General features: G+C 62.5%; 27 protein-coding genes. 11 read left to right on the top strand and 16 right to left on the bottom strand.

Annotated features, from left to right (window positions below; all coding sequences use genetic code 11):
• Positions 1-129: 129 nt before the first annotated feature.
• Positions 130-1,098, bottom strand: a complete 969-nt coding sequence (locus tag MKZ91_RS02695; RefSeq protein WP_336167774.1) for a DMT family transporter — start codon at positions 1,096-1,098, stop codon at positions 130-132.
• Positions 1,099-1,317: 219 nt separating this feature from the next.
• Here MKZ91_RS02695 and MKZ91_RS02690 point away from each other — a divergent pair, with 219 nt between their 5' ends.
• Positions 1,318-2,364 (top strand): NAD(P)-dependent oxidoreductase, encoded by a 1,047-nt coding sequence (locus MKZ91_RS02690; protein ID WP_336167685.1) that lies wholly within the window; start codon positions 1,318-1,320, stop codon positions 2,362-2,364.
• Positions 2,361-3,056 (top strand): DNA alkylation repair protein, encoded by a 696-nt coding sequence (locus tag MKZ91_RS02685; RefSeq protein ID WP_336167683.1) that lies wholly within the window; start codon positions 2,361-2,363, stop codon positions 3,054-3,056. Before MKZ91_RS02690 ends, MKZ91_RS02685 begins: the two co-directional genes overlap by 4 nt.
• Positions 3,057-3,105: 49 nt before the next feature.
• Here MKZ91_RS02685 and MKZ91_RS02680 read toward each other — a convergent pair whose 3' ends face one another.
• From MKZ91_RS02680 to MKZ91_RS02670, 3 genes are all read right to left on the bottom strand, one after another.
• A complete protein-coding gene (locus tag MKZ91_RS02680) occupies positions 3,106-3,594 on the bottom strand; it encodes an Lrp/AsnC family transcriptional regulator (protein WP_336167682.1) in 489 nt (162 codons plus the stop codon).
• A gap of 65 nt (positions 3,595-3,659) precedes the next feature.
• Positions 3,660-4,298, bottom strand: a complete 639-nt coding sequence (locus MKZ91_RS02675; RefSeq protein WP_336167681.1) for a uracil-DNA glycosylase family protein — start codon at positions 4,296-4,298, stop codon at positions 3,660-3,662.
• On the bottom strand, positions 4,291-4,878 hold the full coding sequence (locus tag MKZ91_RS02670) for a thermonuclease family protein (RefSeq protein ID WP_442892179.1): 588 nt from the start codon (positions 4,876-4,878) through the stop codon (positions 4,291-4,293). The genes MKZ91_RS02675 and MKZ91_RS02670 overlap by 8 nt, the downstream gene beginning before the upstream one ends.
• 300 nt (positions 4,879-5,178) lie before the next feature.
• Between MKZ91_RS02670 and MKZ91_RS02665 the strand changes: the two genes are divergently transcribed.
• Both MKZ91_RS02665 and MKZ91_RS02660 read left to right on the top strand, forming a co-directional pair.
• On the top strand, positions 5,179-6,714 hold the full coding sequence (locus tag MKZ91_RS02665; RefSeq protein ID WP_336167678.1) for a sensor histidine kinase: 1,536 nt from the start codon (positions 5,179-5,181) through the stop codon (positions 6,712-6,714).
• 17 nt (positions 6,715-6,731) lie between these two features.
• Entirely contained in the window at positions 6,732-7,298 is a 567-nt protein-coding gene (locus MKZ91_RS02660; RefSeq protein ID WP_336167676.1) for a GNAT family N-acetyltransferase, read from the top strand.
• On the opposite strand, the gene MKZ91_RS02655 is transcribed toward MKZ91_RS02660, so the two are convergent.
• On the bottom strand, positions 7,279-7,692 hold the full coding sequence (locus tag MKZ91_RS02655) for a diacylglycerol kinase (RefSeq protein WP_336167673.1): 414 nt from the start codon (positions 7,690-7,692) through the stop codon (positions 7,279-7,281). The genes MKZ91_RS02660 and MKZ91_RS02655 overlap by 20 nt on opposite strands.
• 226 nt (positions 7,693-7,918) lie before the next feature.
• The gene (cobT, locus tag MKZ91_RS02650; RefSeq protein WP_336167672.1) at positions 7,919-8,935 is read right to left on the bottom strand and encodes a nicotinate-nucleotide--dimethylbenzimidazole phosphoribosyltransferase; all 1,017 of its coding nucleotides are present in this window, start codon (positions 8,933-8,935) and stop codon (positions 7,919-7,921) included.
• Between the two features lie 257 nt (positions 8,936-9,192).
• Between cobT and MKZ91_RS02645 the strand changes: the two genes are divergently transcribed.
• The 3 genes from MKZ91_RS02645 to MKZ91_RS02635 are packed head-to-tail and all read left to right on the top strand — an operon-like array spanning position 9,193 to position 10,936.
• Positions 9,193-9,981 carry an adenosylcobinamide-GDP ribazoletransferase gene (locus MKZ91_RS02645; protein WP_336167670.1) on the top strand — a complete coding sequence of 263 codons (789 nt, stop codon included), beginning with the start codon at positions 9,193-9,195 and terminating at the stop codon, positions 9,979-9,981.
• Between the two features lie 35 nt (positions 9,982-10,016).
• Positions 10,017-10,238 (top strand): DUF1289 domain-containing protein, encoded by a 222-nt coding sequence (locus tag MKZ91_RS02640; protein ID WP_336167667.1) that lies wholly within the window; start codon positions 10,017-10,019, stop codon positions 10,236-10,238.
• Positions 10,235-10,936 (top strand): retropepsin-like aspartic protease family protein, encoded by a 702-nt coding sequence (locus MKZ91_RS02635; RefSeq protein ID WP_336167665.1) that lies wholly within the window; start codon positions 10,235-10,237, stop codon positions 10,934-10,936. Before MKZ91_RS02640 ends, MKZ91_RS02635 begins: the two co-directional genes overlap by 4 nt.
• A 33-nt stretch (positions 10,937-10,969) precedes the next feature.
• On the opposite strand, the gene MKZ91_RS02630 is transcribed toward MKZ91_RS02635, so the two are convergent.
• From MKZ91_RS02630 to MKZ91_RS02595, 8 genes are all read right to left on the bottom strand, one after another.
• Positions 10,970-11,731 (bottom strand): ABC transporter permease, encoded by a 762-nt coding sequence (locus MKZ91_RS02630; protein WP_336167663.1) that lies wholly within the window; start codon positions 11,729-11,731, stop codon positions 10,970-10,972.
• Entirely contained in the window at positions 11,728-12,654 is a 927-nt protein-coding gene (locus MKZ91_RS02625) for an ABC transporter ATP-binding protein (protein WP_336167661.1), read from the bottom strand. The genes MKZ91_RS02630 and MKZ91_RS02625 overlap by 4 nt, the downstream gene beginning before the upstream one ends.
• A 105-nt stretch (positions 12,655-12,759) precedes the next feature.
• Positions 12,760-13,245, bottom strand: a complete 486-nt coding sequence (locus MKZ91_RS02620) for a YeeE/YedE family protein (protein WP_336167659.1) — start codon at positions 13,243-13,245, stop codon at positions 12,760-12,762.
• On the bottom strand, positions 13,242-13,649 hold the full coding sequence (locus MKZ91_RS02615; protein WP_336167657.1) for a YeeE/YedE family protein: 408 nt from the start codon (positions 13,647-13,649) through the stop codon (positions 13,242-13,244). The genes MKZ91_RS02620 and MKZ91_RS02615 overlap by 4 nt, the downstream gene beginning before the upstream one ends.
• On the bottom strand, positions 13,646-13,978 hold the full coding sequence (locus MKZ91_RS02610) for a metalloregulator ArsR/SmtB family transcription factor (protein ID WP_336167655.1): 333 nt from the start codon (positions 13,976-13,978) through the stop codon (positions 13,646-13,648). The genes MKZ91_RS02615 and MKZ91_RS02610 overlap by 4 nt, the downstream gene beginning before the upstream one ends.
• A 627-nt stretch (positions 13,979-14,605) precedes the next feature.
• On the bottom strand, positions 14,606-15,859 hold the full coding sequence (locus tag MKZ91_RS02605) for an extensin-like domain-containing protein (RefSeq protein ID WP_336167772.1): 1,254 nt from the start codon (positions 15,857-15,859) through the stop codon (positions 14,606-14,608).
• Positions 15,860-16,178: 319 nt separating this feature from the next.
• Positions 16,179-16,730 carry a Kazal-type serine protease inhibitor family protein gene (locus MKZ91_RS02600; RefSeq protein ID WP_336167653.1) on the bottom strand — a complete coding sequence of 184 codons (552 nt, stop codon included), beginning with the start codon at positions 16,728-16,730 and terminating at the stop codon, positions 16,179-16,181.
• Between the two features lie 248 nt (positions 16,731-16,978).
• A complete protein-coding gene (locus tag MKZ91_RS02595) occupies positions 16,979-18,793 on the bottom strand; it encodes a methyl-accepting chemotaxis protein (RefSeq protein WP_336167651.1) in 1,815 nt (604 codons plus the stop codon).
• Positions 18,794-19,070: 277 nt separating this feature from the next.
• On the opposite strand from MKZ91_RS02595, the gene MKZ91_RS02590 reads away from it, so the two are divergent.
• The 3 genes from MKZ91_RS02590 to MKZ91_RS02580 all read left to right on the top strand — a co-directional run bounded on the left by MKZ91_RS02590 (position 19,071) and on the right by MKZ91_RS02580 (position 20,849).
• A complete protein-coding gene (locus MKZ91_RS02590; RefSeq protein ID WP_336167649.1) occupies positions 19,071-19,460 on the top strand; it encodes an acyl-CoA thioesterase in 390 nt (129 codons plus the stop codon).
• 68 nt (positions 19,461-19,528) lie between these two features.
• Positions 19,529-20,062: a hypothetical protein gene (locus MKZ91_RS02585; RefSeq protein ID WP_442892185.1), complete on the top strand. Its 534-nt coding sequence runs from the start codon at positions 19,529-19,531 to the stop codon at positions 20,060-20,062.
• A 142-nt stretch (positions 20,063-20,204) separates the two neighbouring features.
• Complete coding sequence (locus MKZ91_RS02580) at positions 20,205-20,849, top strand: TerC family protein (RefSeq protein WP_336167645.1); 645 nt, start codon at positions 20,205-20,207, stop codon at positions 20,847-20,849.
• Positions 20,850-20,948: 99 nt separating this feature from the next.
• Here MKZ91_RS02580 and MKZ91_RS02575 read toward each other — a convergent pair whose 3' ends face one another.
• Entirely contained in the window at positions 20,949-21,302 is a 354-nt protein-coding gene (locus MKZ91_RS02575) for a DMT family protein (RefSeq protein WP_336167644.1), read from the bottom strand.
• A 485-nt stretch (positions 21,303-21,787) separates the two neighbouring features.
• Between MKZ91_RS02575 and MKZ91_RS02570 the strand changes: the two genes are divergently transcribed.
• The gene (locus MKZ91_RS02570; protein WP_336167642.1) at positions 21,788-22,231 is read left to right on the top strand and encodes a TIGR02594 family protein; all 444 of its coding nucleotides are present in this window, start codon (positions 21,788-21,790) and stop codon (positions 22,229-22,231) included.
• A 61-nt stretch (positions 22,232-22,292) separates the two neighbouring features.
• Here MKZ91_RS02570 and MKZ91_RS02565 read toward each other — a convergent pair whose 3' ends face one another.
• Positions 22,293-22,808 (bottom strand): GNAT family N-acetyltransferase, encoded by a 516-nt coding sequence (locus MKZ91_RS02565; RefSeq protein WP_336167640.1) that lies wholly within the window; start codon positions 22,806-22,808, stop codon positions 22,293-22,295.
• Positions 22,809-23,143: the final 335 nt, after the last annotated feature.

Below are 23,143 nucleotides of genomic sequence, written 5' to 3'. Positions count from 1 at the left end.
TCTATCGCAGGCGCCTCCCGCGTCTCCGATGCCAGGAAACGAGCAGGCGATCCGGCACTGAAGATGGAGAGCGCATCCTGCGTTGCGCCCTTCCGCATCGGGCAGTAACGGCGAGTGGTTGCCGGGCGACTACTGATGCGCCAGTGCCGTCCTGCGCAACTCCACCTGCTGTCCGTAAAAAATGCGGACGGACAGCACGACCCCGGCAATGAGGATTGCGATCCCTGCCGATTCCATCGCGGTCGGCCATCGAGCATGGACGATGAGGCCGCCAATGACCCCAAAGGCCGTTTCCGACACGATCAATTGCGCGGCCAATGCGACGGGCAAGCTCCGTGAGGCGACATTCCAGGCCCACACTCCGCATACCGTTGCCAGCAGCGCGAAGGACGCGCCCCAGAGGTAGAGGGAGCCGGCGGCATGCCACCCGAAACCGAGTTTTGGGAGCTGGAAGAAGCCCATCGCTGCACCGGCCGGGTAGAAGCCCAGCATCAAGACACCTCCGCCGATAAGTATCAGAGCGGACCAGACATGAGAGGGCATGTCAGGTCGGGCGGCCAGTGCCGTCTGGTTTGCAATCGCAAACCAGACCCACAACGCCACCGCTGCGAGCGCCAGCGGAACACCGATCCAGAAAGAACGGACACTTTCCAATCCCTCTGCCGTGAACGCTGTGCCGTTGACGAAGACAAGGCCGGTCAGAACCAACAGGAGCGGCACGATCAGGGACTGCCATGGCACCGAGCCCTGCCTTTGATTGCCGACAACCATCAGGACGATTGGTACCAGCCCGAGAAACGCGGGTGCGATGACCGGACCGGCAAAGATGGCAGCGCCTGTCACCGTCAGGAAGTAGCCGACGTAGCCAATGAAGGCGAGCCAGATGGCAGACAGCCAGTTTAGCAGCGTCAGGTGTCGCATCACCCCTCGATCCGAAAACAGAACGCAGACGCCGACCAGTGCCGAGACCACGTGACGGACGAGAGCAAAGTCGAAGGTAGAGTAGTCTCCGATGATGAACGGCACGACGAAGTTGAGCGAAAAAGCAAAGGCCGCGAACAGTGCGGCAAGAACGCCTATGTAGAAAGCCTTGTCCATGGTCCTGCCTCGTTGATCTTTGGACGCTAGAGCTCCCTTGCACGACCCGCCATACACGCGTTTTGACAAACACCTTTTCCGGATTGGAATGCGGCGCTTGAACAACCGGGCCTCTGCACGATGCGTTGCTGGGAAGTAGCGTCCGACTTAGCCTCGCAGCCAACGTGACGTGGATTAGAGCGGCTGAATGTATACAGGGTGTGTTTGGCGACCTTGGATATGTATCGGAATGTAGGGCCGGCGCGCGCGCTTGAGATCGAAGCGCCGGTCTACTGGCCGGCGCTATCGCGAGCGCACAATCGCCATCGACGGTGGCTCGTCGCCACCAAACACCGCTCTTTTCCCTGCGCCCGCCATCAGTTACACCAGAGCCAAAGCAATGGGAGCATTCTGAAAATGGCAAAGGTCGCATTCATCGGTCTCGGCGTCATGGGGTATCCCATGGCCGGCCACCTCAAGGTCCGCGGCGGACACGAACTGACGGTCTACAACCGCACCTTCGCCAAGGCCGTGAAATGGGCGGCTGAATTCGGTGGGCATGCGGCGCGCACGCCTGCGCAAGCCGCCGATGGCGCCGATTTCGTCTTCTCATGCGTCGGCAATGACGACGACCTGCGCTCGGTAACAACCGGCAAGGATGGCGCCTTCGAAACGCTGAAGGCCGACGCCGTCTTCATCGACAACACCACGGCATCAGCCGAAGTCGCGCGCGAACTCTATGAAGCGGCCAGGGCCCGCAACGCCCACTTCATCGACGCCCCGGTATCCGGCGGCCAGGCAGGTGCCGAAAACGGCGTGCTGACCGTGATGTGTGGCGGCGACGAAGCCGCCTTCGACCGGGCCAAGCCTGTCATCGAGGCCTATGCCCGCATGGTCGGCCTGATGGGTCCGGCCGGTGCCGGCCAGATTACCAAGATGATCAACCAGATCTGCATTGCCGGCCTCGTCCAGGGGCTCGCCGAAGGCATTCACTTCGGCAAGAAGGCCGGGCTCGACATCGAAAAGGTCATCGACGTCATTTCCAAGGGCGCTGCCGGTTCCTGGCAGATGGAAAACCGCCACAAGACGATGAACGCCGGCAAGTATGATTTCGGCTTTGCCGTCGACTGGATGCGCAAGGACCTCGACATCGTGCTTGCGGAAGCCCGCCGAAACGGCGCCAAGCTGCCGGTGACGGCGCTCGTCGACCAGTTCTATGGTGACGTGCAGGACATGGGCGGCAACCGCTGGGATACGTCCTCGCTGCTCGCCCGCCTGGAAAAATGAGCCTCGGGCCGGCTTCGTCCGCACGAGAGATCCTGAGCCACCTGCGATCCCTCGGATCGCAGGACAATCTTGCCGGCATGGCGCGTTTCGGCATCGTCACCGAAACCGCCCTCGGTCTCTCCAATGTCGAACTGCATCGCGTGGCCCGCCTGGTGAAGATCAATCACCTTCGCGCGCTGGAACTTTGGCAGACAGGGGTTCGCGAGGCGCGGATCCTTGCGGCCTTTACGGCCGATCCGAAAACATTGACGCTGGAGGAAGCCCGCCATTGGGCCAAGGACTGCAATTCCTGGGAAGTGGTCGACACCGTCGCCGACCTCTTCGTCACTGCCCGCTTCGAACGTGAGCTGATACCGGAGTTTGCCGCCGACGGCCGCGAATTCGTCCGCCGCACCGCCTTTGCGATGATTGCCACGGCCGCAGTCCACCTGAAGAAGGAGCCGGACACAACCCTTCTCGCGTGGCTGCCGCTGATCGAGCAACATTCCGGCGACGAACGCAACTTCGTCAAGAAGGCGGTCAACTGGGCGCTCCGACAGATCGGCAAACACAGCGCCGCCTGCCACGCACCGGCGCTCGCCCTTTCCAGGCGACTTGCGGAAAGTTCGAACCGCGCCGCCCGCTGGACGGGCAAGGACGCGGTTCGGGAGCTCGAAAGCGACAAGGTGCTGACGCGGCTCGGTCTCAGTTGAGCGAATTTGCAGGGGGCGTGAACCGCCCTCGCCGCGTCGCCTTTTGTGCTCAGTCCTCGGAGGACTTCGCCTGGTCGATCACCATGTAATCGAGCGGCAGTTCGGTGGTGTATTTGATCTGCTCCATGGCAAAGGCCGAGGACACGTCGCGGATCTCGATCTTGGCGATCATGCGCTTGTAGAAGGCGTCATAGGCGGCGATGTCCGGCACCACGACACGCAGCAGATAATCGACGTCGCCGCTCATGCGGTAGAATTCCACGACTTCGGGGAACTCTGCAACCACTTCCGAGAACCGACGCAGCCACTCCATCGAATGCGAATTGGTGCGGATGGAGACGAATACGGTGACCTTGGTGTTGATCTTCACCGGATCGAGAAGTGCCACGCGGCGGCGGATGACGCCGTCCTCTTCCATCTTCTGGATGCGCCGCCAGCACGGCGTCGTCGACAGCCCGACCTTCTTGGCAAGGTCGGCAACGGCCAGCGTCGAATCTTCCTGCAACAGGCGCAGGATCTTGCGGTCTAGGCGATCCATGAAACTCCCTCTCGAATTATTTTTCCCTCTATAGCGCGAATTCGATGAAGATAAAGAAAATTGTTTCAGCCCGTAAGCACGGCTACACGTTCACGCAGAAAGGGCAGTACGTCTGCTTCGAACCAGGGATTTCGCTTGAGCCAGCCGGTATTGCGCCAGCTCGGATGTGGCAGCGGCAGGATTGCCGGCATCTCGTTGCGCAACACATGGCGCCGCCAGCCGCGGACCGTCTCGGTCATCGACTTCGGACAATCGGGGCCGATGTGCCAGCGCTGCGCGTAGTGCCCGATCGCCAGCACCAGCTCGACCTGCGGCATCAGATCGATCACCCGCTGACGCCACAAAGGTGCACATTCCCGCCGCGGCGGCAGGTCGCCGCCATGGGCGTCGTAGCCGGGGAAACAGAACCCCATCGGCACGATCGCGAACTTGGCAGGGTCGTAGAATGTCTCGCGGTCGACCGTCAGCCACTGGCGCAGCCGGTCTCCGGAAGCATCGTTAAAGGGCAGCCCGCTTTCATGGACGCGAAGCCCGGGCGCCTGCCCGGCAATCAGGATCCGCGCCGAGGACGAGATCACCGCCACCGGCCGCGGTTCGTGCGGCAGCCGGTCACCATCGCCGCGCAAGGGGCGGTCGCGACAGACGCGGCAGGCGGCAATCTCGGCGCGCAACCGCTCCAGATCCGACTGTCGGCCGTCACGCATCGCCGATGCTCGAAATGAGTGCCGTTAGGCGTTCGAGCAGCCAGCGGCGTATCGTCTCCAGCCAGCCATCAATCACATGCGGCGTCTCGTCGGGATGTCCATTTGTCCGGCGCCACTCTCCCGGGCTTACAAATTCACCGCTCCAGAGCCCACGGCGTTCGTTCTCGGCCCGCGCCTCCTCGGCCGCATAAAGACCGTAGCTGACCGCATAGCCGGAGAGCACCATTTCGCGCCCGATATCGCGCCCACCCGCCTGGCAGGTCGCAAGGTCGCGACCGTAGCGATCCCGGCCGTGCAGCCGGCAATGGGTATCGCCTGACGAAATGAGCGTCCTCAGGCGATCCCGCGCCTGCCGGCCGCAATCCCAATCGGCACCACCCCGCCGGCAGGTCTGGTCAAGTTCCGGCGCATCGATGCCTTCGATCCGGATGCGCTTGCCGTCGAGCCGCAGGCTGTCACCATCGCCAGCCATCGCGATCCCGCGCGCCTCGCCCGTCACGGACCGCTCGGCCCTCGGCAGCCTGTCTGCAAAATAGGCGCCGACCGCAAGCAACAGCAGGATGATCCAACCGCTGGCCATGCCGCCGCGACCGGCTGGGCGAGATCGATCCGCAGCGCGCGCGCCACGTCCACCGGTGAAACGATACCTTGCCCGACCCGTCTTCACGGTTGTGCCCTTTCGACCGGACGGTCACACATGCAAATATTTCCAATAGGTTGGCGACCGCTTCTGATAACACAGGCGCGCCGGCCGCCGCCACTGCGACCGTCCGCAAATCACGGTCGCGCCACAATGGTTGTCGAATCCTTCACACGCGGCAGCAACTTCTTAAGGATTGCTCACTAGACTGCCCCGAAACCTTAACCTTCGCATAAGAGCATGAGTATCGCTGCCAGCACATCGACAGATAAGATCATCGTCGACAAGTCGCGAAACCACCGAAACAAGGCTGTTTCGCGGACGGTTCGCGCGACGCGCGAGCGGCTGCAAACGGGCTCGTCCGTGCCGTCGGGCTTCGAGCGCGAAATGCTCAACCTCTACATCGATTCCGTCCTGCATGGCGCCATCGCCATACCGATCATCGTCACGCTGATTGCCGCCGTCGGCATCTATCTTTCCGGCAGTCCCGGCATCATTCTGTGGGCGGTCATGACCCTGTCTGCCCATGCGGTAACGCTGTTCCTGGCGCGCAAGGCGCGCAAGGAGGATGTAATCGCCGAGAAAGTCCGGGTCTGGCGGCGTCGCTTCCTGATCGGCCAGGTGCTGATGGGCCTCTGCTGGGCAACCTTTGTTGCCCAGGACTGTGCAGCCTGCGGCAATATCCGCTTCAGCCTCTTTGAAGGCACCGTGCTGCTCGTGGCCCTTGCCGCGACAGCCATGGGCACAATCCTGCTGCGCAATGCGCTGCTCTACACCTTTGCGCCTGTTGTCGCCGCCCTCGCCTTTGCCTCGGTGGTTACCGGCGACCCGACCTATATCGGCCTCACGGGCATCATCTCGCTGTCGCTGCTGTTCCTGGTGCTGATGACCGACCGCATGAACCGCGCCAATGTCCATATCCTCTCGGTGCAATCGGAAAAGGACGACCTGATCGCCGAGCTTGAGGTGGCAAAGTCGATGTCGGACGAAGCACGCCGCCGGGCTGAAGAGGCCAACCTCGCCAAGTCGCGCTTCCTTGCATCCATGTCGCACGAACTGCGCACGCCGCTGAACGCCATTCTCGGTTTCTCCGAGGTGATGTCGACGGAGGTTCTGGGCCCCTTAAGCAACCCGACCTACAAGGAATACACCAACGACATCCATCGCTCGGGCGAACATCTCCTGAACCTCATCAACGAGATCCTCGACCTCTCGCGCATCGAGGCCGGGCGCTACGATCTCAACGAAGACGCCGTCAGCCTCGTCGATATCGCCGAGGATTGCATCGGCATGGTGCAACTGAAGGCCCGCGCCAAGAACATCACCATCCATCAGCAGTTCGAGCAAGGCATGCCATCGGTCTGGGTCGACGAAAAATCGATGCGCCAGGTCATCCTCAATCTTCTGTCGAACGCGGTGAAGTTCACCAACACCGGCGGCGAGGTCAACTTCAAGGTCGGCTGGACGGCCGGTGGCGGACAGTATCTGTCGATCAAGGACAACGGCCCGGGCATTCCCGAAGACGAGATTCCGATCGTGCTTTCAGCCTTCGGCCAGGGCTCGATCGCCATCAAGAGTGCCGAACAGGGCACCGGCCTTGGCCTGCCGATCGTCCAGGCCATCCTGGCCAAGCACAATGGCGAGTTCATCCTGCGCTCGAAGCTGCGGGAAGGCACCGAGGCGATCGCCATCCTTCCCGCCCGCCGCGTGCTCGAAAGCCTGCCGGCTGTCGAAGACGTTCCGGCCCCGATCCGGCGCCGCAAGAGCTTTGCCTGATCCATGCTGCCTGACCCATGTTGATCGAGACTGAGCGCCTCAGGCTTCGGCCGTGGGAGGAGCGCGACGTTGCGCCCTTTGCCGTCGCCAATGCCGATCCTGAGGTCCGGCGTTACTACTACCCCGCGATCCTCACAGCCGACGAGACACAAGCCATGATCGTCGACTGCGATCGGCACCTGAGCGAACACGGCTTTGGATTTGTCGCCGTCGAGCGCAAGAGCGATGGCGCGCTGATCGGCGGCCTTGGCCTTTCCCGCGTCGGTGAGGAAATCCCGGGTGGTCCCCACGTTGAAATCGGCTGGATCCTCGCCCGCCCCCATTGGCGACAGGGATATGCGCTTGAGGCTGCCAGCGCCTGCCTTCATCATGGCTGGGAGACGCTCGGCCTTGTCGAAATCATCGGCTACACCTCTGGCATCAACCATCCCTCACGGGCGCTGATGGAGAAGCTGGGCATGAGATCGGATCCGGCGGAGGATTTCGACGACATCACGGTGCCCGAAGGCAATCCGCTGCGCCCGCACGTGCTCTATCGGATCAAGGCGCCGGCGTCGGCGCCGCTCAGTTCAGGAAGCCGTTGAAGATCACGACGTAGCCGGCATAGACGGCATTGGCGATGATCAGGCAGAGGCAGGCGAACGAGCCGAGGTCCTTCGCGTTCTTGCCCATTTCCGAAATTTCCGGAGAGACGCGGTCGACAATCTCCTCGATCGCCGTGTTGATCGCCTCGAAGGCCATCATCAACAGGAAGAGGATCGCCATCGCAACAAACTGGAAGAAGCTCGCGCCGACGACGATGAAGGCCACTGTCACAACGGCAAAGGCGATCAATTCGTGACGGAAGGCTGCTTCGCCGATCAGCCGTTTCGCACCACCCAACGAATAGCTTGCGGCGGCAAAGAGATGCCGAATGCCGGTCTGCTTCTCGACGGGACCGGCGGGCCGGATGCGGTGCGTTGTATTCTTGGCGTCCATTTCTTCTCGTCTGGCTTAAAACAGCGCAAGCTTCGACATTGCGATTGAGGCGAATGCAAGGCGGCAACGATTGCAGATACCCCAAACTATACTTAGGGCGTGCGCATGCGCTTGGATAGGCGAGAAGGGCGCCGCCATCAAGGCCCGCCGCACGGCAGTATGATGCGCGCGACAGGCAATCGACAGCAACTGGCCGGCCTTCCCCCGAAGCCCGGCCATTTCTTGATCACTGCTTGTTGCTGACACCGGCCTGGGCGAAGGTCGCCATGCCGCTGTGGCAGGCCGCAGCCGCCTTGACGATGCCGGCCGCAAGGGCTGCGCCTGTGCCTTCGCCAAGCCGCATGCCGAGCGCCAGCAGCGGCGTCTTGCCCAGCTTCTCGATGGCGCGGATATGTCCAGGCTCAGCCGAGACATGGCCGATCAGGCAGTGATCGAGGGCGGCCGGGTTTGCCGCCTTGAGAATGGCAGCTGCCGCCGTTGCCACGTAACCGTCGATGATGACAGGCACCTTCTGCACGCGGGCCGCCAGAATGGCGCCAGCCATCGCCGCGATCTCGCGGCCGCCGAGGCGGCGCATCAGTTCGAGCGGATCGGAAAGATGGTCGCGATGCAGCGCCACGGCCTTTTCAACCGCCGCGATCTTGCGCTTCAGCACCTCGCCTTCCGCGCCAGTGCCGGGTCCGACCCATTCTTCGGCCGTCCCGCCGTAAAGGCCAAGGTTGATCGCTGCGGCAATCGTCGTGTTGCCGATCCCCATCTCGCCGATGCACAGGAGATCCGTGCCGCCAGCGACCGCTTCCATGCCGAAGGCCATGGTCGCAGCGCAATCGCGCTCAGACAGTGCCGCCTCTTCGGTGATGTCGCCGGTCGGGTACTCGAGGGCCAGGTCGAAGACCTTCAGTCCGAGATCATGGTTGACGCAGATCTGGTTGATCGCAGCGCCGCCAGCGGCAAAGTTCTCGACCATCTGCGCCGTCACCGACGACGGAAACGGGGTGACACCCTGGCGGGTAACGCCGTGATTGCCGGCAAAGATCGCCACCAGCGGCCGGTTGACCGCCGGTGCCTTGCCGGTCCAGGCGGCGAGCCAGAAGGCGATCTCTTCGAGGCGTCCAAGCGCACCCGGCGGCTTCGTCAACTGCGCATCCCGCTCGCGCGCGGCAACCAGTGCTGCCGCGTCCGGGCCCGGCAGGTTGCGCAACAGTTCGCGAAAATCATCAAACGGCAGGCCGCTGGCACTCATGGAGGGAATCCTTGCATCATCGTGAAGCTCTAACTAAGCCCCTCATAGAGGCCGGCGAAAATTCGGGCAACGACAATTGCGCCAATCCACGTCGCCGATCGGCTGCCGGACTGGCGCTTTCATCCATCAAGCTCCAGACCCCGGGGAAGGAAAAGCTGTGCGGATTTGCAGGCTCTTTCCGCCCCGGCTTGCGAGACTCGCAAAGGTCGGCAAGTTTGGCCGGCGGCTGGAGTGCGGCCTGTACCTGTGGAGGAACCATGAGCTTCGTTGGCGAGTTCTGTGACGACGTGGCCCGGTCGATCGGGTTTCTCAGCCGCATCCCCATGCCCGACCGTCACTTCGTCGGCTACGATGGGCGCCTCAGCCGCACGGTGCGCGCCTTCCCGCTTGCCGGCCTGCTGATCGCCTTGCCATCCGCGGCGATCGCGGCCGCTCTGATGGCGCTTCAGGCAAGCTCGCTCTTTTCCGCGTTCGTCGTCGTCACCATCCAGGCGCTTGTCACCGGCGCATTGCACGAGGACGGACTGGGCGACACGGCTGACGGTTTTGGCGGCGGGCGCGACCGTGAAGCAGCACTCACCATCATGAAGGATAGCCGCATTGGCACCTACGGCGCCGTTGCCCTCATTCTTTCCTTCGGTCTGCGCGTCTCCGCACTTGCCTCCATCCTTCCGCTTTTCACGCCGCTTGGCGCAGGCATGGTCATTCTCGGCGCCGCGGCGCTCAGCCGCGCGGCGATGGTCTGGCACTGGGCGCACCTGCCACCGGCGCGAAGCGGCGGTGTTGCTGCAGCGGCCGGCGAGCCGCAGCCGGGTGCCACACGCCTCGCCCTCGCCTTCGGGCTTCTCGCCGCGATGCTGCTCTTCTATTTCGCCAAGGTCCCGCCCCTCGGCTTGGTCGCGACGCTTTTCGCCTGGTTTGTCGTTATCAAGGGTTTCGACCGGCTTGCGGCGCGCAAGATCGGTGGCCACACCGGCGACACGATCGGCGCAACACAGCAATTGACGGAAATCGTCGTTCTCGGTGCCCTTGCACTGGCGGTTTGAAACATCGATATATCAAGGGAAAACAGAGCGGCACCATGGAATCTCCCTGCATTCTCGTCTGTTCGATCGACGACAAGACCGGCTTCTGCTTCGGTTGCGGGCGCACGCGCGACGAAATCGGGCGCTGGACGCTCTATAGCGACGCCGAACGCCGCGCGATCATGATCACCTTGCCGGCGCGACTGGAGACGGTCGAGCGCAAACCCCGGCGCGAAACACGCCGTAGCCGTATGGCGAGGGAACGCGACCAAGCATGACCCGCCTCGCCATCCTGCTCTCGATCCTGGCGATCGGCCTCATCCTCTTGATTGTCAACCACGATGCCGGCCGCACCATGGGCCTGGCCAACGATGACTTCGGGCAATTGGTGTCGCTCGGCGCAATCGCCACGCTGATCGGCGCCGGTATTCTGCAAAGCCGCCGCCGCTTCGGCGAGGGTCTGCGCCAGGTCGCCATCTGGCTGTTCGTCGTGCTTGCGCTCGTCTCGGCCTATGTCTACCGCTTCGAACTGCAGGGCTTCGGCAACCGCCTGCTCGCCGGTCTTGTCCCCGGCCGCGCGACCGTCATCACCGACAGCGAGGGCCAGCAGGAAGTGGTGCTGCAGAAGATGTTGAACGGCCATTTCGAAACGGCGGCCACGATCGACGGTCAGGAGATCAGCATGCTGGTCGATACCGGCGCCAGCAGCATCGCGCTTACCTACGAGGATGCGGAAAAGATCGGCCTCGACCCGGCCAATCTCAACTACATCGTCACGGTCATGACCGCCAATGGCCGGGCGCAGGCCGCACCGGTGATGCTGCAGGAAATCTCAGTCGGCCCGATCACCCGGCGCAACATCGGCGCGACAGTCGCCGAAAAGGGCCGGCTCGACCAGAGCCTGCTCGGCATGAGCTTCCTGTCGACGCTGGAAATGCTGCAGATGCGCACCGACGAGCTGCGCCTGCGCGACTGATGCGCCGATAGAAAGTCGCCGTATCGACAGCGGTCAGTTTCTCAGGCGATAGCCGGTGCGGAAGATCCAGGCCAGCACCGACATGCAAATCGTCAGGAAGGCGAGGATGATGACCGCGCTGATGACCGGGTTGACGTCGGATACCTCAAAGAAGCTCCAGCGGAAACCGCTGATCAGATAGAGCACCGGGTTGAAGTGGCTGACCGCCTGCCAGAAGGGTGGCAGCATCTTGATGGAATAGAAGCTGCCGCCGAGAAAGACGAGCGGCGGGATCACCAGCATCGGGATCAGGTTCAACTGCTCGAAATCCTTGGCCCAGATGCCGATGATGAAGCCGAACAGGCTGAAGGAAATCGCCGTCAGCACGAAGAAGAAGATCATCACGAAGGGATGGGCGATCGTCAGGTCGACGAACAGCGATGCGGTCAAAAGGATGATCGTGCCGATCATCAGCCCCTTGGTCGCCGCCGCCCCGACATAGCCGAGCACGATCTCGACCATCGACACCGGCGAAGACAGCACTTCATAGATCGTGCCGGTGAACTTCGGGAAGTAGATGCCGAAGGAGCCGTTGCCGATGCATTGCGTCAACAGCGTCAGCATCATCAGGCCCGGCGTGATGAAGGCGCCGTAGGAAACGCCGTCAATCTCCTGGATGCGGCCGCCGATCGCCGCGCCAAAGACGATGAAATAGAGCGACGTGGAGATGACGGGCGAGACGACGCTCTGCAGCAGCGTGCGGCGGGTGCGCGCCATCTCGAAGAAATAGATCGACTTGATCGCTTCGATGTTCATCGCCCTGCCCCCACGATTTCGACGAAGATGTCCTCCAGCGAACTCTGTCGCGTGGAAATGTCCTTGAGCCGGATGCCGGCCTCGGCGAGCGCTGCCAGAAGAGTGGTAATCCCGGTTCGCTCCGCGCTGGTGTCGTAATCGTAAATCAGGCAGTGGCCATCGCCTTCCAGCGTCAGGTTGTAGCTCGACAGCACGTCGGGTACGCCGTCCAGGGGATGGGCAAGATCGACGCGCAACTGCTTGCGGCCGAGCTTCGACATCAGCGCTGCTTTGTCTTCGACCAGCAGGATCTCGCCACCATTGATGACGCCGATACGGTCGGCAATCTCTTCGGCTTCTTCGATATAATGCGTCGTCAGAATGATCGTCACCCCCGAAGCCCTGAGCCGCTCGACCACGTCCCACATGCTCTTGCGCAGGTTGACGTCGACACCCGCCGTCGGCTCGTCAAGGAAAAGCACGCGCGGCTCGTGCGACAGCGCCTTGGCGATCAGCACACGCCGCTTCATGCCGCCCGAGAGCTCGCGCAGCATGTTGTCCTTCTTGTCCCACAGCGACAGGTCCTTCAGCACCTTCTCGATATGGGCAGGATTGGGCTTCTTGCCGTGCAGCCCGCGCGAAAAGGAGACAGTGTTCCACACGGTTTCAAAGGCGTCGGTCGTCAATTCCTGCGGCACCAGCCCGATCATCGCACGCGTCTCGCGGAAATCGCGAACCACGTCATGCCCGCCGACTTTGACGGTTCCGTCACTTGGATTGACAATGCCGCAGATGATCGAGATCAGGGTCGTCTTGCCGGCGCCGTTCGGCCCGAGCAGCGCCAGGATCTCGCCCTCCTCGATATCGAGGCTGACGCCCTTCAGCGCCTGGAAGCCGGAGGCATAGGTCTTCGACAGGTTGGAAACGGATACGATGGGCGCCATGAAAGGGATCCGGAAGCGGGGGCGGAGTCGTGAGGTCCCGCCCTATATGGGACAATTCGTTCCGATTTGCAGCCTGCTGGAATGAAAAAACAAGATGACACTGCGTCAATGCGGATGCGACAGCCGCCCATCCGTTCCCGCCTTGGCAGCCTCTCGCACCGGCGCCCCGCGCGCAAACAGCCGGTCATGGACCAACATGCCGGCGATCATGGCAGCGACGAATAGCATCGTCGCCGGCAGGCCGAGCGAAAGCGAGGCAAGCGCCGGACCGGGACACAGCCCGACCAGCCCCCAGCCGGTACCGAAGATTGCCGAACCGACGATCAGCCGACGATCGATGACCCGGTTGTCGGGCAGATGAAAGGCCGTATCGAACAGGGGATGCTGGAGACGGCGCGTCAACAGCACACCAAGTGCCGACACGAAGACCGCGCCGCCGAGCACAAAGGCAAGGCTCGGGTTCCAGTCACCGGTAATGTCGAGGAAGGCCCGAACGCGCTTCGGATCGAGCATGCCGGACAGCGAAAGGCCGAAACCGAATATCACGCCGGCGACCAGGGACGCTGCAAGGCGCAGGACGTTGCTGTTCATCGGAAGAAACCCGCGGCAAAGACCGTGACGATCGCGGCGGCCATGAAGGTCGCGACCGCTGCGATCGAGCGGCGCGATAGCCTGGCAAGCCCGACGACGCCATGCCCGCTGGTGCAGCCCGACCCCATGCGCGATCCGAAACCGACAAGCAGGCCGCCGGCCAGAAGCAACGGCCAGGACGAGGTTATCGTCACCGAGGGCCAGGCATCGAACATCAGGCGATACATCACCGGTCCGGCCATCAATCCGAGGACGAACAATGCCCCGGACGAGACCTGCACACCCTGCAGGAGGCGCCCGGCGATACCGCTGATCCCGGCAACGCGGCCGTTCGCCACCATCAGGATCGCCGCCGAGAGGCCGATCAGCAGCCCGCCCGCCAGCGCATTCCCGTATTCACTCATGCTTTCGAACCATCCCGACAGAAGATCTGATAGAGCGCGCCGACCAGACGCGCCACCTTGTCGTGGCTGAGCCGATAGAAAACCTGCTTGGCCTGACGACGAGTAGAGACAATGCCGGCGTCACGCAGGACCGTCAATTGCTGGGAAAGCGTCGGCTGCCGGATGCTCAGCATTTCCTCCAGCGCCGCTACGGAATGCTCGCCTTCGATCAGTGCGCTGACAATCAGCAACCGATTGCGGTTTGCGAGCGTCCTCAGGATCTTCGAGACCTCGGTGGCGTGCACTGCCATCTCGGTGCGCACCCCCGGAAATTGCATAATAGTTCCCATGCCTTCCTCCTGTCGTTGCCAAGGAGTGGGTTGAGCCCCAGGTATTGCTGTGATCGATCCAGGTCACTATCCAAGATTGTTATACAAAATAATATATTATCGTATTACTTATAATAAAACCAGACGAAACAAAATGATGTTACCAGTCCCCGGGCCGCGCCATTGTCGGCGCCTGATAAAATCATATAGACATTTCAGAAAGTTACACAGGATCCCGATAAACGGAAAAACACCAAATTTGGGGCAACCGACCGGATGGATCATCGGGCCCACAAAACTTGTAGTATAGTAAGGAATAAAGCGGAGACAGCTGCGACGATGACGCGGGCCTGCGCAATGACGCTGACGCGCACGCGGACGCAGCACCCCTTGATCTGGATGGCTTAGCGGCGCGCGCCAACCCGGCGAAATATTTCACAATTTTCCCCACGGATACCGTTCCGTGTCACGAAACGGTGATGCTCATCGAGCACCTTGCACCGCGCGACGCTATATCGCCCGCTTGATTTGCGTTCGTGATTTGCAAGCCGGAGCCTCCCCCTTTTGCTCCGGTTGTTGGGCCGGCCTCCCCGCCGGCCTCTTTTTTTAAGTGTTTGCGACCTTACGTCGTGCCGCGCCTCAACGCGGCTAGTCGCAATGGCGGTAGCCGGTCTTGCGCGACCTGAGGTCGAAATGAAAATGATCCTTGTGGAACGGATCGCTTCCCGGCCCGAGCACGGTATTGAAATATTTGCAGCTGTCGGAGCGCACCGCCTTCAACAGGCCCTTCTCGCGGAACGCGAAGAAGCCCTTCTTGCGCACGTCGATTTCCTTGCCGTTCTTCAGCACGAACTTGCCGACGTCGATGGCGTTGCCGTGCGCATGTTCCGACATCGGATTGCCGCGGCGCGAATTCATCGTCCGGCAGGAATAGCCGCCGAGCGGCTTGATCGTCTTGACGCCCGACCAGTAACGATAGCGTGACGACGGGGCGAGCTCGTACTTGACCCACTTGGCGAAAGCTTCGGTGACCTCGCAGTTGAGCTTGACCGCCGGCCGCACGTCGATGTTGCCCGACAGGCCGCTGAGCTCGATCGGATAGTCGATCCCGCAGGACGGCCCGTTGCTGATGCGTGGAATGTCGCGGAATTCGACGCCAAGTTTCTTCAGACGCTGACGGCAGGCAATTTCCGAGCGGGGCATCTCGCCCGTGTATTCCGGCGTCGACATCGGATTGCGGACCCGCGGCAACATGGCAACCTGTTGTGGCTGCTGTTGCCGTTGCAAGGCGCGCTGTTGATCAACAGCCCGCGCACGCTGCGCCTCTTCAGCGGCCATCTGATCCGGCGACAGCGGCGGCAGGTCCGGGTCGTAGCCGAGGCTTGCTTCGTCTGCCGGCGCGGTTGCCGATGCGCTGCCGAGCTGGCGCACATTCTCCTCGCCAATCCCGCCGACCACCGGCTGGCTGGCATTGCCCTCGGCTATCTCGCTGCTCTGCTCTTCCGCCAGCCCCACCACAGGCTGCTCGACGCCGAGCATCGCATCCATGTTGACGCCTTCGTTCGGAATCGCCGTCGAACTGTTGCTTGACTGCTGCACGCCGGAACTGATCGCCTCGTCGCTGTCGAGCATCGGCAGCGATCTGCGTGTTTGCTGGCGTGGGTCGACCGCCACGGCATGCTCCGGATTGCCATTGAACGTCGAAGCAGATGCGGCGGCGGGATAGGCGGCGACCTCCTCTGCCGGCACGGCATCGACCGGGACAGGCCCGATCGCACCGACCCGCACGCCGCCATCGATACGGCTGGGCGGCGACAGCGCGTCGTCGGTCGAGCAGGCGACAAGCGAGAACGATAATACGAGTGCCGTGAGTGGACGATGGAGACGAGAAACATACGCCATACCGAACTGCGCCTTCCTTCGGGCGGCCAGCCAGACCACCATGATCGCCCCGCACCCCTTCAGCGCCCGCGTCAATGACGCGTCATGGCCGCTGCAGTCCTTTCGATTGCTGCCTTTCGCCTGTGTCGCAAATCCGGGCACGGCGGCAGAAAGACCTGATCTGTCGGGCATTTTATTCAAATACGGTAAAAGAAGCCTTGCGCCCGGCACCCGCGATCGGGGGTGGCGCGCTACCATGGGCTGCGCCTCAGACATTAAAAAAAGGGCCCGCATCCACTCAGACACGGGCCCTGATCTTCAATGTCGTCGCCGCTGACGATCAGCGGCATTCGCCGCGATGAACCACCCTGAAACCGGCGCCGCCAGTCTCGCAGGAGTTCGGGAAGGTTTGCAGGCGACCACCGCGCTGACCGCAGACCGGCGCGTATTCGCGGCTGCAGAACTGCCCTTCCGCGGGCCGGTCGTCGTCACGACGGCATTCGCCGCGACCGATCACCTGGAAGCCCTCGGCGCGTGCCTGGCAGGCATTGGGGAAGGTCTGCTGCCGGCGGCCGCGCTGACCGCAGACCGGATTGTATTCCATCGTGCAGGCCTGCGGTTCGCGATCGGGCGGACGGTAGTCCGGACGGCACTCGCCACGATGGATGACGCGGAAGCCGTCGGCGCGCGCCGTGCAGGCGTTCGAGAAGGTGCGCATGCGACTGCCGCGCTCGCCGCACGCCGGCGCATATTCCATCGTGCAGACCGGCGGGCGGATGGGGCCCGGCCCTGGCCGTGGCTCATCGACAACGACGGTACAGGAGGAAAGAAAGCCGAGCGCCAGCATCAGCGCGGCGGCCGGCCGAGTGAGAAGGCGTTTGAGAAGTGCCATGGATGTCCCTCTAAGATGCAACGGTCGGCAACCGGAGCAACGCCCCGCCAAACACCACCCGCTTCTCGCGTATCTATCCGCGGGGTCGATCAGGTCAAGTCGGAGCTTCTCGTCGTCACCTGCAAACCGGGGCAGATGCACACGCATCGGAACCGAACATTGCGACAGGGTTGCGATCGCTATCCTCTTTGACGAAAAGACCCGCGCAGCAGGCTGCGCGGGTCTCTTTCGGTGATCGGTCACACGGCTCAGGCGGCGCGGCCGTAAGCCTTGTGCGAAGCGGAAGCCTGCAGCCGGAACTTCGTCAGCAGCGACTTCAGTTCGCGGCTTTCTGCCGCGAGCGTCTGGCTGGCCGCCGTGGTTTCCTCGACCATCGCTGCGTTCTGCTGGGTCATCTGGTCCATGCTGTTGACAGCGGTGTTGACCTCCTGCAGCCCGGTTGCCTGTTCGCGTGCGGCGGTCGCGATCGACGCCACCTGCTCGTTGACCCGGTTGACCAGCGCCTCGATCTCCGACAGCGCTTCGCCGGTCGAGCGCACGAGCTCGACGCCGGCACCGACCTCGCGCACCGAGGCGCTGATCAGTTCCTTGATTTCCTTGGCGGCACCGGCCGAGCGCTGCGCCAACTCGCGGACCTCCTGGGCGACGACGGCGAAGCCACGCCCCGCCTCACCCGCACGCGCCGCCTCGACGCCGGCATTGAGCGCCAGGAGGTTTGTCTGGAAGGCGATTTCGTCGATCACCCCGATGATCTGGCCGATGCGGCCGGAGGAGGTCTCGATCCGGCCCATGGCATCGACGGCATTGCGCACGATGCCGCCGGACTTGGCGGCGCTCGCCTTGGTCTCGTTGACCATCTCGCGGGCTTCGTTCGCCCGATCGGACGCATGACGCACCGTCGAAGTGATCTCGTCGAGCGCTGCTGCCGTCTCTTCAAGGGCGGCTGCCTGCTGCTCCGTGCGGCGCGAAAGATTGTTGGCCGCTTCCGAAATGTCGCCGGCGCTCGCCGTAACGATCTCGGTCGAGTGCGAAATCGACCCGATGACGTCGCGAAGGGCGGCGACGGCGATGTTGAAGTCCTGTTTCAGCTTGCCGTATTCCGGCGCGATATGGCCGATCTCGGCCGTAAGGTCGCCGCTTGCCAGAAGCTCGAGTGCCGCACCAACCGTTTCCATCGCATCGGCCTGCGCTTCGGCCGTTGCGCGCTGGCGCTGCTCGTTGCCGCGTCGTTCGGAATCAAGCCGCACCTGCTGGTCGGCTTCGCGCGAGCGCAGCTCCAGCCGCTCGCGTACGGAATCGCGCAGCACCACCAGCACCTTGGCCATCTGGCCGATCTCGTCGCCACGATCGGTTTCCGGCACCTCCGACGAAAGATCCTCGTCGGCAATTGCCCGCATCGAGGCCTTGAGCTTCTCGACCGGCTTGACGACGCTGCGCACGATTGCAAGCGCCGCCAGCAGGATGGCGAGGGCTGCGGCGACCAGGATACCGGCGACCTGAAGAGCGCGCTCGCGGAACATGGCTGCCAGATCGTCGGCGTAGACGCCGGTGCCAACCACCCAGCCCCAGGGCTTGAAGCCGGCGACATGCGAGTATTTCAGCACCGGCGCATCAGCGCCCGGCTTCGGCCAGTAGTAGTCGACGAAACCCTGACCGCTCTTTTCAACGGTCTTCACGAACTCGACGAAGAGATGCTTGCCGTTAGGGTCCTTGTTTTCGGTGAGGTCCTTGCCGTCCAGCTCGGGCTTGATCGGATGCATCACCATGGTCGGATGCATGTCGTTGACCCAGAAGTAACCGCTGCCCTGGTAGCGCATTGCCTTGATCGCCTCGAGGGCGCGCTTCTGCGCCTCTTCGCGCGAAAGCGCACCCGACGCCTCCTGCTTCTGGTAGGCGTCGAACACCGTGATCGCATTCTCGTTCATGGCCGAGAGCATCGCCTTGCGCTCAGCGACGAGCTTGTCCTGCGCCTGGAACAGACCAAAAGTCAGCGCCGCCGCCATGGTCAGAAGCGCAAATGCCACCAGCGCGTAAAGCCGCGCCGAAATCCTGAATTTCTTCATCCCCAGTCCCCTGCCTCCGGCGCACCTGCCTGCGCCACCCCCGAAAGCTCGGCGCCGCCGATACGGATGGCGGCACCTCAAGAGCCTGCAGGATAGAGTGAGGTCTTTGCAAAGCCCCTAACAACCGATCCCTAAATTTCACATTCCTCAATTAACCCTTCGGAAAGAAAAGGCGGCAGCGTTTCGCGCCCGCGTGCACGTTATTGTGCTGCGGCACCCTTCCCTCGTGAACAGCGCTCGGGTTACATCTTTTGAAACAACACGAGGGACAGGCAGCATGACGCAACAGACCAGACCGACCGGCGAACTCACCCTGCGCACGCTCGCCATGCCTGGCGATGCCAATGCGGCTGGCGACATCTTCGGCGGCTGGGTAATGGCGCAGATGGATCTTTCCTGCGGCATTCGTGCCGCCGAGCGCGCCCGCGGCCGCGTGGTGACGGCGGCCGTCAAGGAAATGGCCTTCGCGCTGCCGGTCAAGATCGGCGATACGCTCTGCATCTATACCGACGTCGTCAAGGTCGGCCGCACCTCGATGACGCTCAAGGTCGAGGCCTGGGCACAACGTTACCTCTCGCATCTCATGGAAAAGGTGACGGACGCGATCTTCGTCATGGTCGCGCTCGACGAAAACGGCAAGCCGAAGCCGGTGCCGGCGGAAGAATAGGAGCGGCGGCTGTGGACCAGATTCCGAACAATCCGGAAATCTTTCCACATATCCGGACCGTCATGGGCATGATCGTCAGCCTGAGCCTTGCCCGGCTTCTCACCGGACTGGCGATCTTCGTGCAGCACCCTGGCAAGACGCGGGTCTACTGGATCCACCTCGGCTGGGTCCTGTTCATGTTCGTCTTCCTCGTGCATTTCTGGTGGTGGGAGTACCACCTGCACGCGCTGACCGTGATCGATGTCAGCGTCTACCTGTTCGTCATCCTCTATTGCTGCGTCTTCTTCTTCCTCTGCGTGCTCCTGTTTCCAACCACGCTCGAGGACTACAGCGACTACGAACACTATTTCATGTCGCGCCGCGCCTGGTTCTTCGCCTTCCTGGCGCTGGCCTTTGCCGTCGACCTGGTCGACACCGCGCTCAAGGGCAAACAGTATTTCGCCTCCTACGGCCTCGAATATCCCGTCCGCAATGCGGCCTATATCCTGCTGTGCTTAACCGCTGCCTGGACCGCAAACCGCCCTTTCCACGCGGCATTTGTGGTCGCCGCCGTTCTCTACCAGTTGATCTGGATGTACCGGGCATTCGACCTCTTGGACTGAGGCAAATTCAGCCGGTCGCTCCGCCTCGAGCGGATGCTGGCGCCAACGATGCGCCTCGCCTCTTGATCCCGGGGCTAGGCAGTGCTTTATCCGTTAGTCATATTTTATTCTCTCATCATGCAGGTCGGGGGACTGTCGCATCATGGAAATCTTCACCGCCGCCGGTCTGGCGGCGCTTCTACAAGTCATCGTCATCGACCTCGTTCTCGCCGGCGACAATGCCGTCGTCATCGGCCTTGCCGCAGCGGGCTTGCCGACCGCGCAGCGCAAGAAGGTCATTCTCGTCGGCATCATCGCAGCGACCGTGCTGCGTATTGCGCTCGCGAGCGTGACGGTCCAGCTGCTGGAAATCATCGGCCTGCTGCTGGCCGGCGGCATTCTGCTGCTGTGGGTCTGCTGGAAGATGTGGCGCGAAATTCGCCAGCAGCAGGCAGCGCATGCCGCAGGCGAAGGTGGAGCTGCCAGCAACGCGCCCCAGAAGACCTTCATGCAGGCGGCCATCCAGATCGTCGTTGCCGACATCTCGATGTCGCTCGACAACGTGCTCGCCGTCGCCGGCGCCGCCCGCGAACATCCGACGATCCTGGTTATCGGCCTCGCGCTTTCGATTGCCATGATGGGTATTGCCGCCGGCTTCATCGCCCGGCTGCTCAACCGTTATCACTGGATCGCCTATATCGGCCTGGCGATCATCCTCTATGTCTCGCTCGACATGATCTATCGCGGCGCCATCGAAGTCTGGCCGCATCTCGCGCCGGCTGTGGCCGCGGTGGCCTCGGTGGTCTAGCACTACGCCACAAAACCGCTACGCATGAAAAAGGCAGGGTTTCGCGCCCTGCCTTTTTCGTTGTGGCCTTTCAGGCGTGACAACCGCGCAAACTATGCGTCACCCCTTGAAGATGAATGAGGCGCCCGCGGCGATCAGCGCGAAGCCGACCAGATGGTTCCAGCCGATCGACTCCTTCAGCCAGAAGACCGAGAAGGCGGCAAAGACCAGCAACGTGATGACTTCCTGCATCGTCTTCAGTTGGGCGGCGGAATAGACCTGGTGGCCGATGCGGTTGGCCGGCACCGCCAGGCAATATTCGAAGAAGGCAATGCCCCAGCTCGCGACGATCGCCATGTAGAGCGGCGACGAGGTGTATTTGAGATGCCCGTACCAGGCGAATGTCATGAAGACGTTGGAGATCAACAACAGCAGGATCGGCCAGAGATAGGACGGATTGACGGTGAACGGCATGGAAAACCTCGAAAGCACGAATCGTGTCGAGACGATGCTCCGTCGCCCTGCCAATAGGCAAGTATAATGCCCGCATTCACGCGGATGGGTTGTCGAAGAGACCGCTTACCCCGTCATTTCGACCGGTCCGAACAGCGAATCAGCAGCGATCGATCAGTGATTTCGTCATTTTGCAAGCCTTGCCCTAATTTTTTACGGGTTTTGCCACAATTTTGTACTGACCCGTGAGCAAAGTCGCTCGACTGTCCAATGAGACAGGCAGGGGAATACCACACTTCGTAACGGCGGTTGCCGTGAAGTTGGCTCCGCGTCGAAGCGCGGTTCGCCGACACGCCGATGCTTGCGTATGACACGCTGGGCACGCGCATGTCCGCCGAAATTTCCCGACACCGCAGTGGAAACAGTTGAGCAACCGGGGTGCCATGCCGGCATTTGCCTGGCCGCCCCGACGTTCGCACCAAGCAACTTGTCAAGGAGACCTGACCATGAAGGTCCTGGCATTTCTTGCGGCTGCCTATGTCGCGCTCCTAACGCCTGACCTGGCCAACGCGGGCATGCTCGCCCAGGCACAGCAATACAGAGGTCTGCACGAGGTCAAGAACAACAAGACCCTCCGCGCAGCACTCGGCATCAATCCGGCTCGTACCCCCTGGTGCGGCCATTTCATGGGCCTGATCGCCCGCAAATCCGGCCGAAAACCGCCGCAAAGCTTCAGCTTCGCCCGCTCATGGCTGCGCTTCGGCGCTCCTGTGAAACTTGCCTATGCGCGGGCTGGCGATGTCGTCATCGTTCGCACCGGCCGCGGCTATCATGTCGGCGTCCTGTCTGCGCTGTCGAAATCGACGGCCCAGTTGATTGGCGGCAACCAATCCGGCGGCGTCAAGGTTTCGCAGTTCGCACGCGGCCAGGTTGTCGGCGTCCGGCGCTAACCCGCTGCGAGAGGCTCCGGTACGACGCTTGCCGCAACAGGCGGAGCGATGACGCGCGCCCTTAGCAGAGCGCCAGACGCATGGCGCATCGCCGCTCCGGCGGCAGGCCGTGCGCGGTTTCGTTGGCAAGGATGCGGGCAAGTCGTTCATCGTGGTCGCCGGCAGAAAGCGTCACGAAGCCGAGCTTGTGGTAGAAGCCTTCGTTCCACTTGAGATCGCGGAACGTCGTCAGCGTCACCGCAGCAAGCGCCTCCGCGCGCGCATGCGCGATTGCGGCCAGCATCAGGCTGCGCCCAAGCCCTTGCCCCTGGCATGCGGCAAGCACGGCAAGCTGCCAGACGTGCAAGGTGTCGTCGGCAATCGCTGCACAAAGGAAGCCTGTCGGTCGGTTGGACGCATCGACCACCACGGCAGACAGCCCCGTGTGCAGAAACTGGCGATGCGCCTCGGCGGATTGCACCTCGTCGTCGGCGATCCAGGCAAGTTCGGCGACTTGTCGGAACACCTTACCGGAGGAGCGCTCGATGTCGGGCAGAAAAGCGATGTCGTCTTCGCGTGTGGGTCGAATCAGTGGCATGATGGCCGGATCCTAACGACAATACCGGCCGCGTCGAGCCAAGCGTTCTCATTAGCCGACTAATGATCAGCCTCGGCGACGAGGCGCGAGAAGCCGCCTCACCCGCCACAATGTCGCATGGGGCGAGCCCGCACCCCTTGGACCGCGTCCGCCGGCGGCGCTTGGCGCATGCCACTGCCTGCAGCCAACAGCGGACCGGAGGCGCGCACCCCGCATCGACAGCGACGCTCGCGACAGCCAGCAGCCGAAGCTGGGCCCGCCGCAGGAAATTCTGATCATCGGGTCGGGCGACCGGGCAAATTAAGCTTCTCCACATTTCTAATTTAAGTTACGCT

The organism is Ensifer sp. MJa1 (genome assembly GCF_037026475.1).
Taxonomy (GTDB): Bacteria; Pseudomonadota; Alphaproteobacteria; order Rhizobiales; family Rhizobiaceae; genus Ensifer.
Note: the sequence above shows the minus strand (reverse complement) of the source record. Positions and strands in the feature narration are given on the sequence as shown.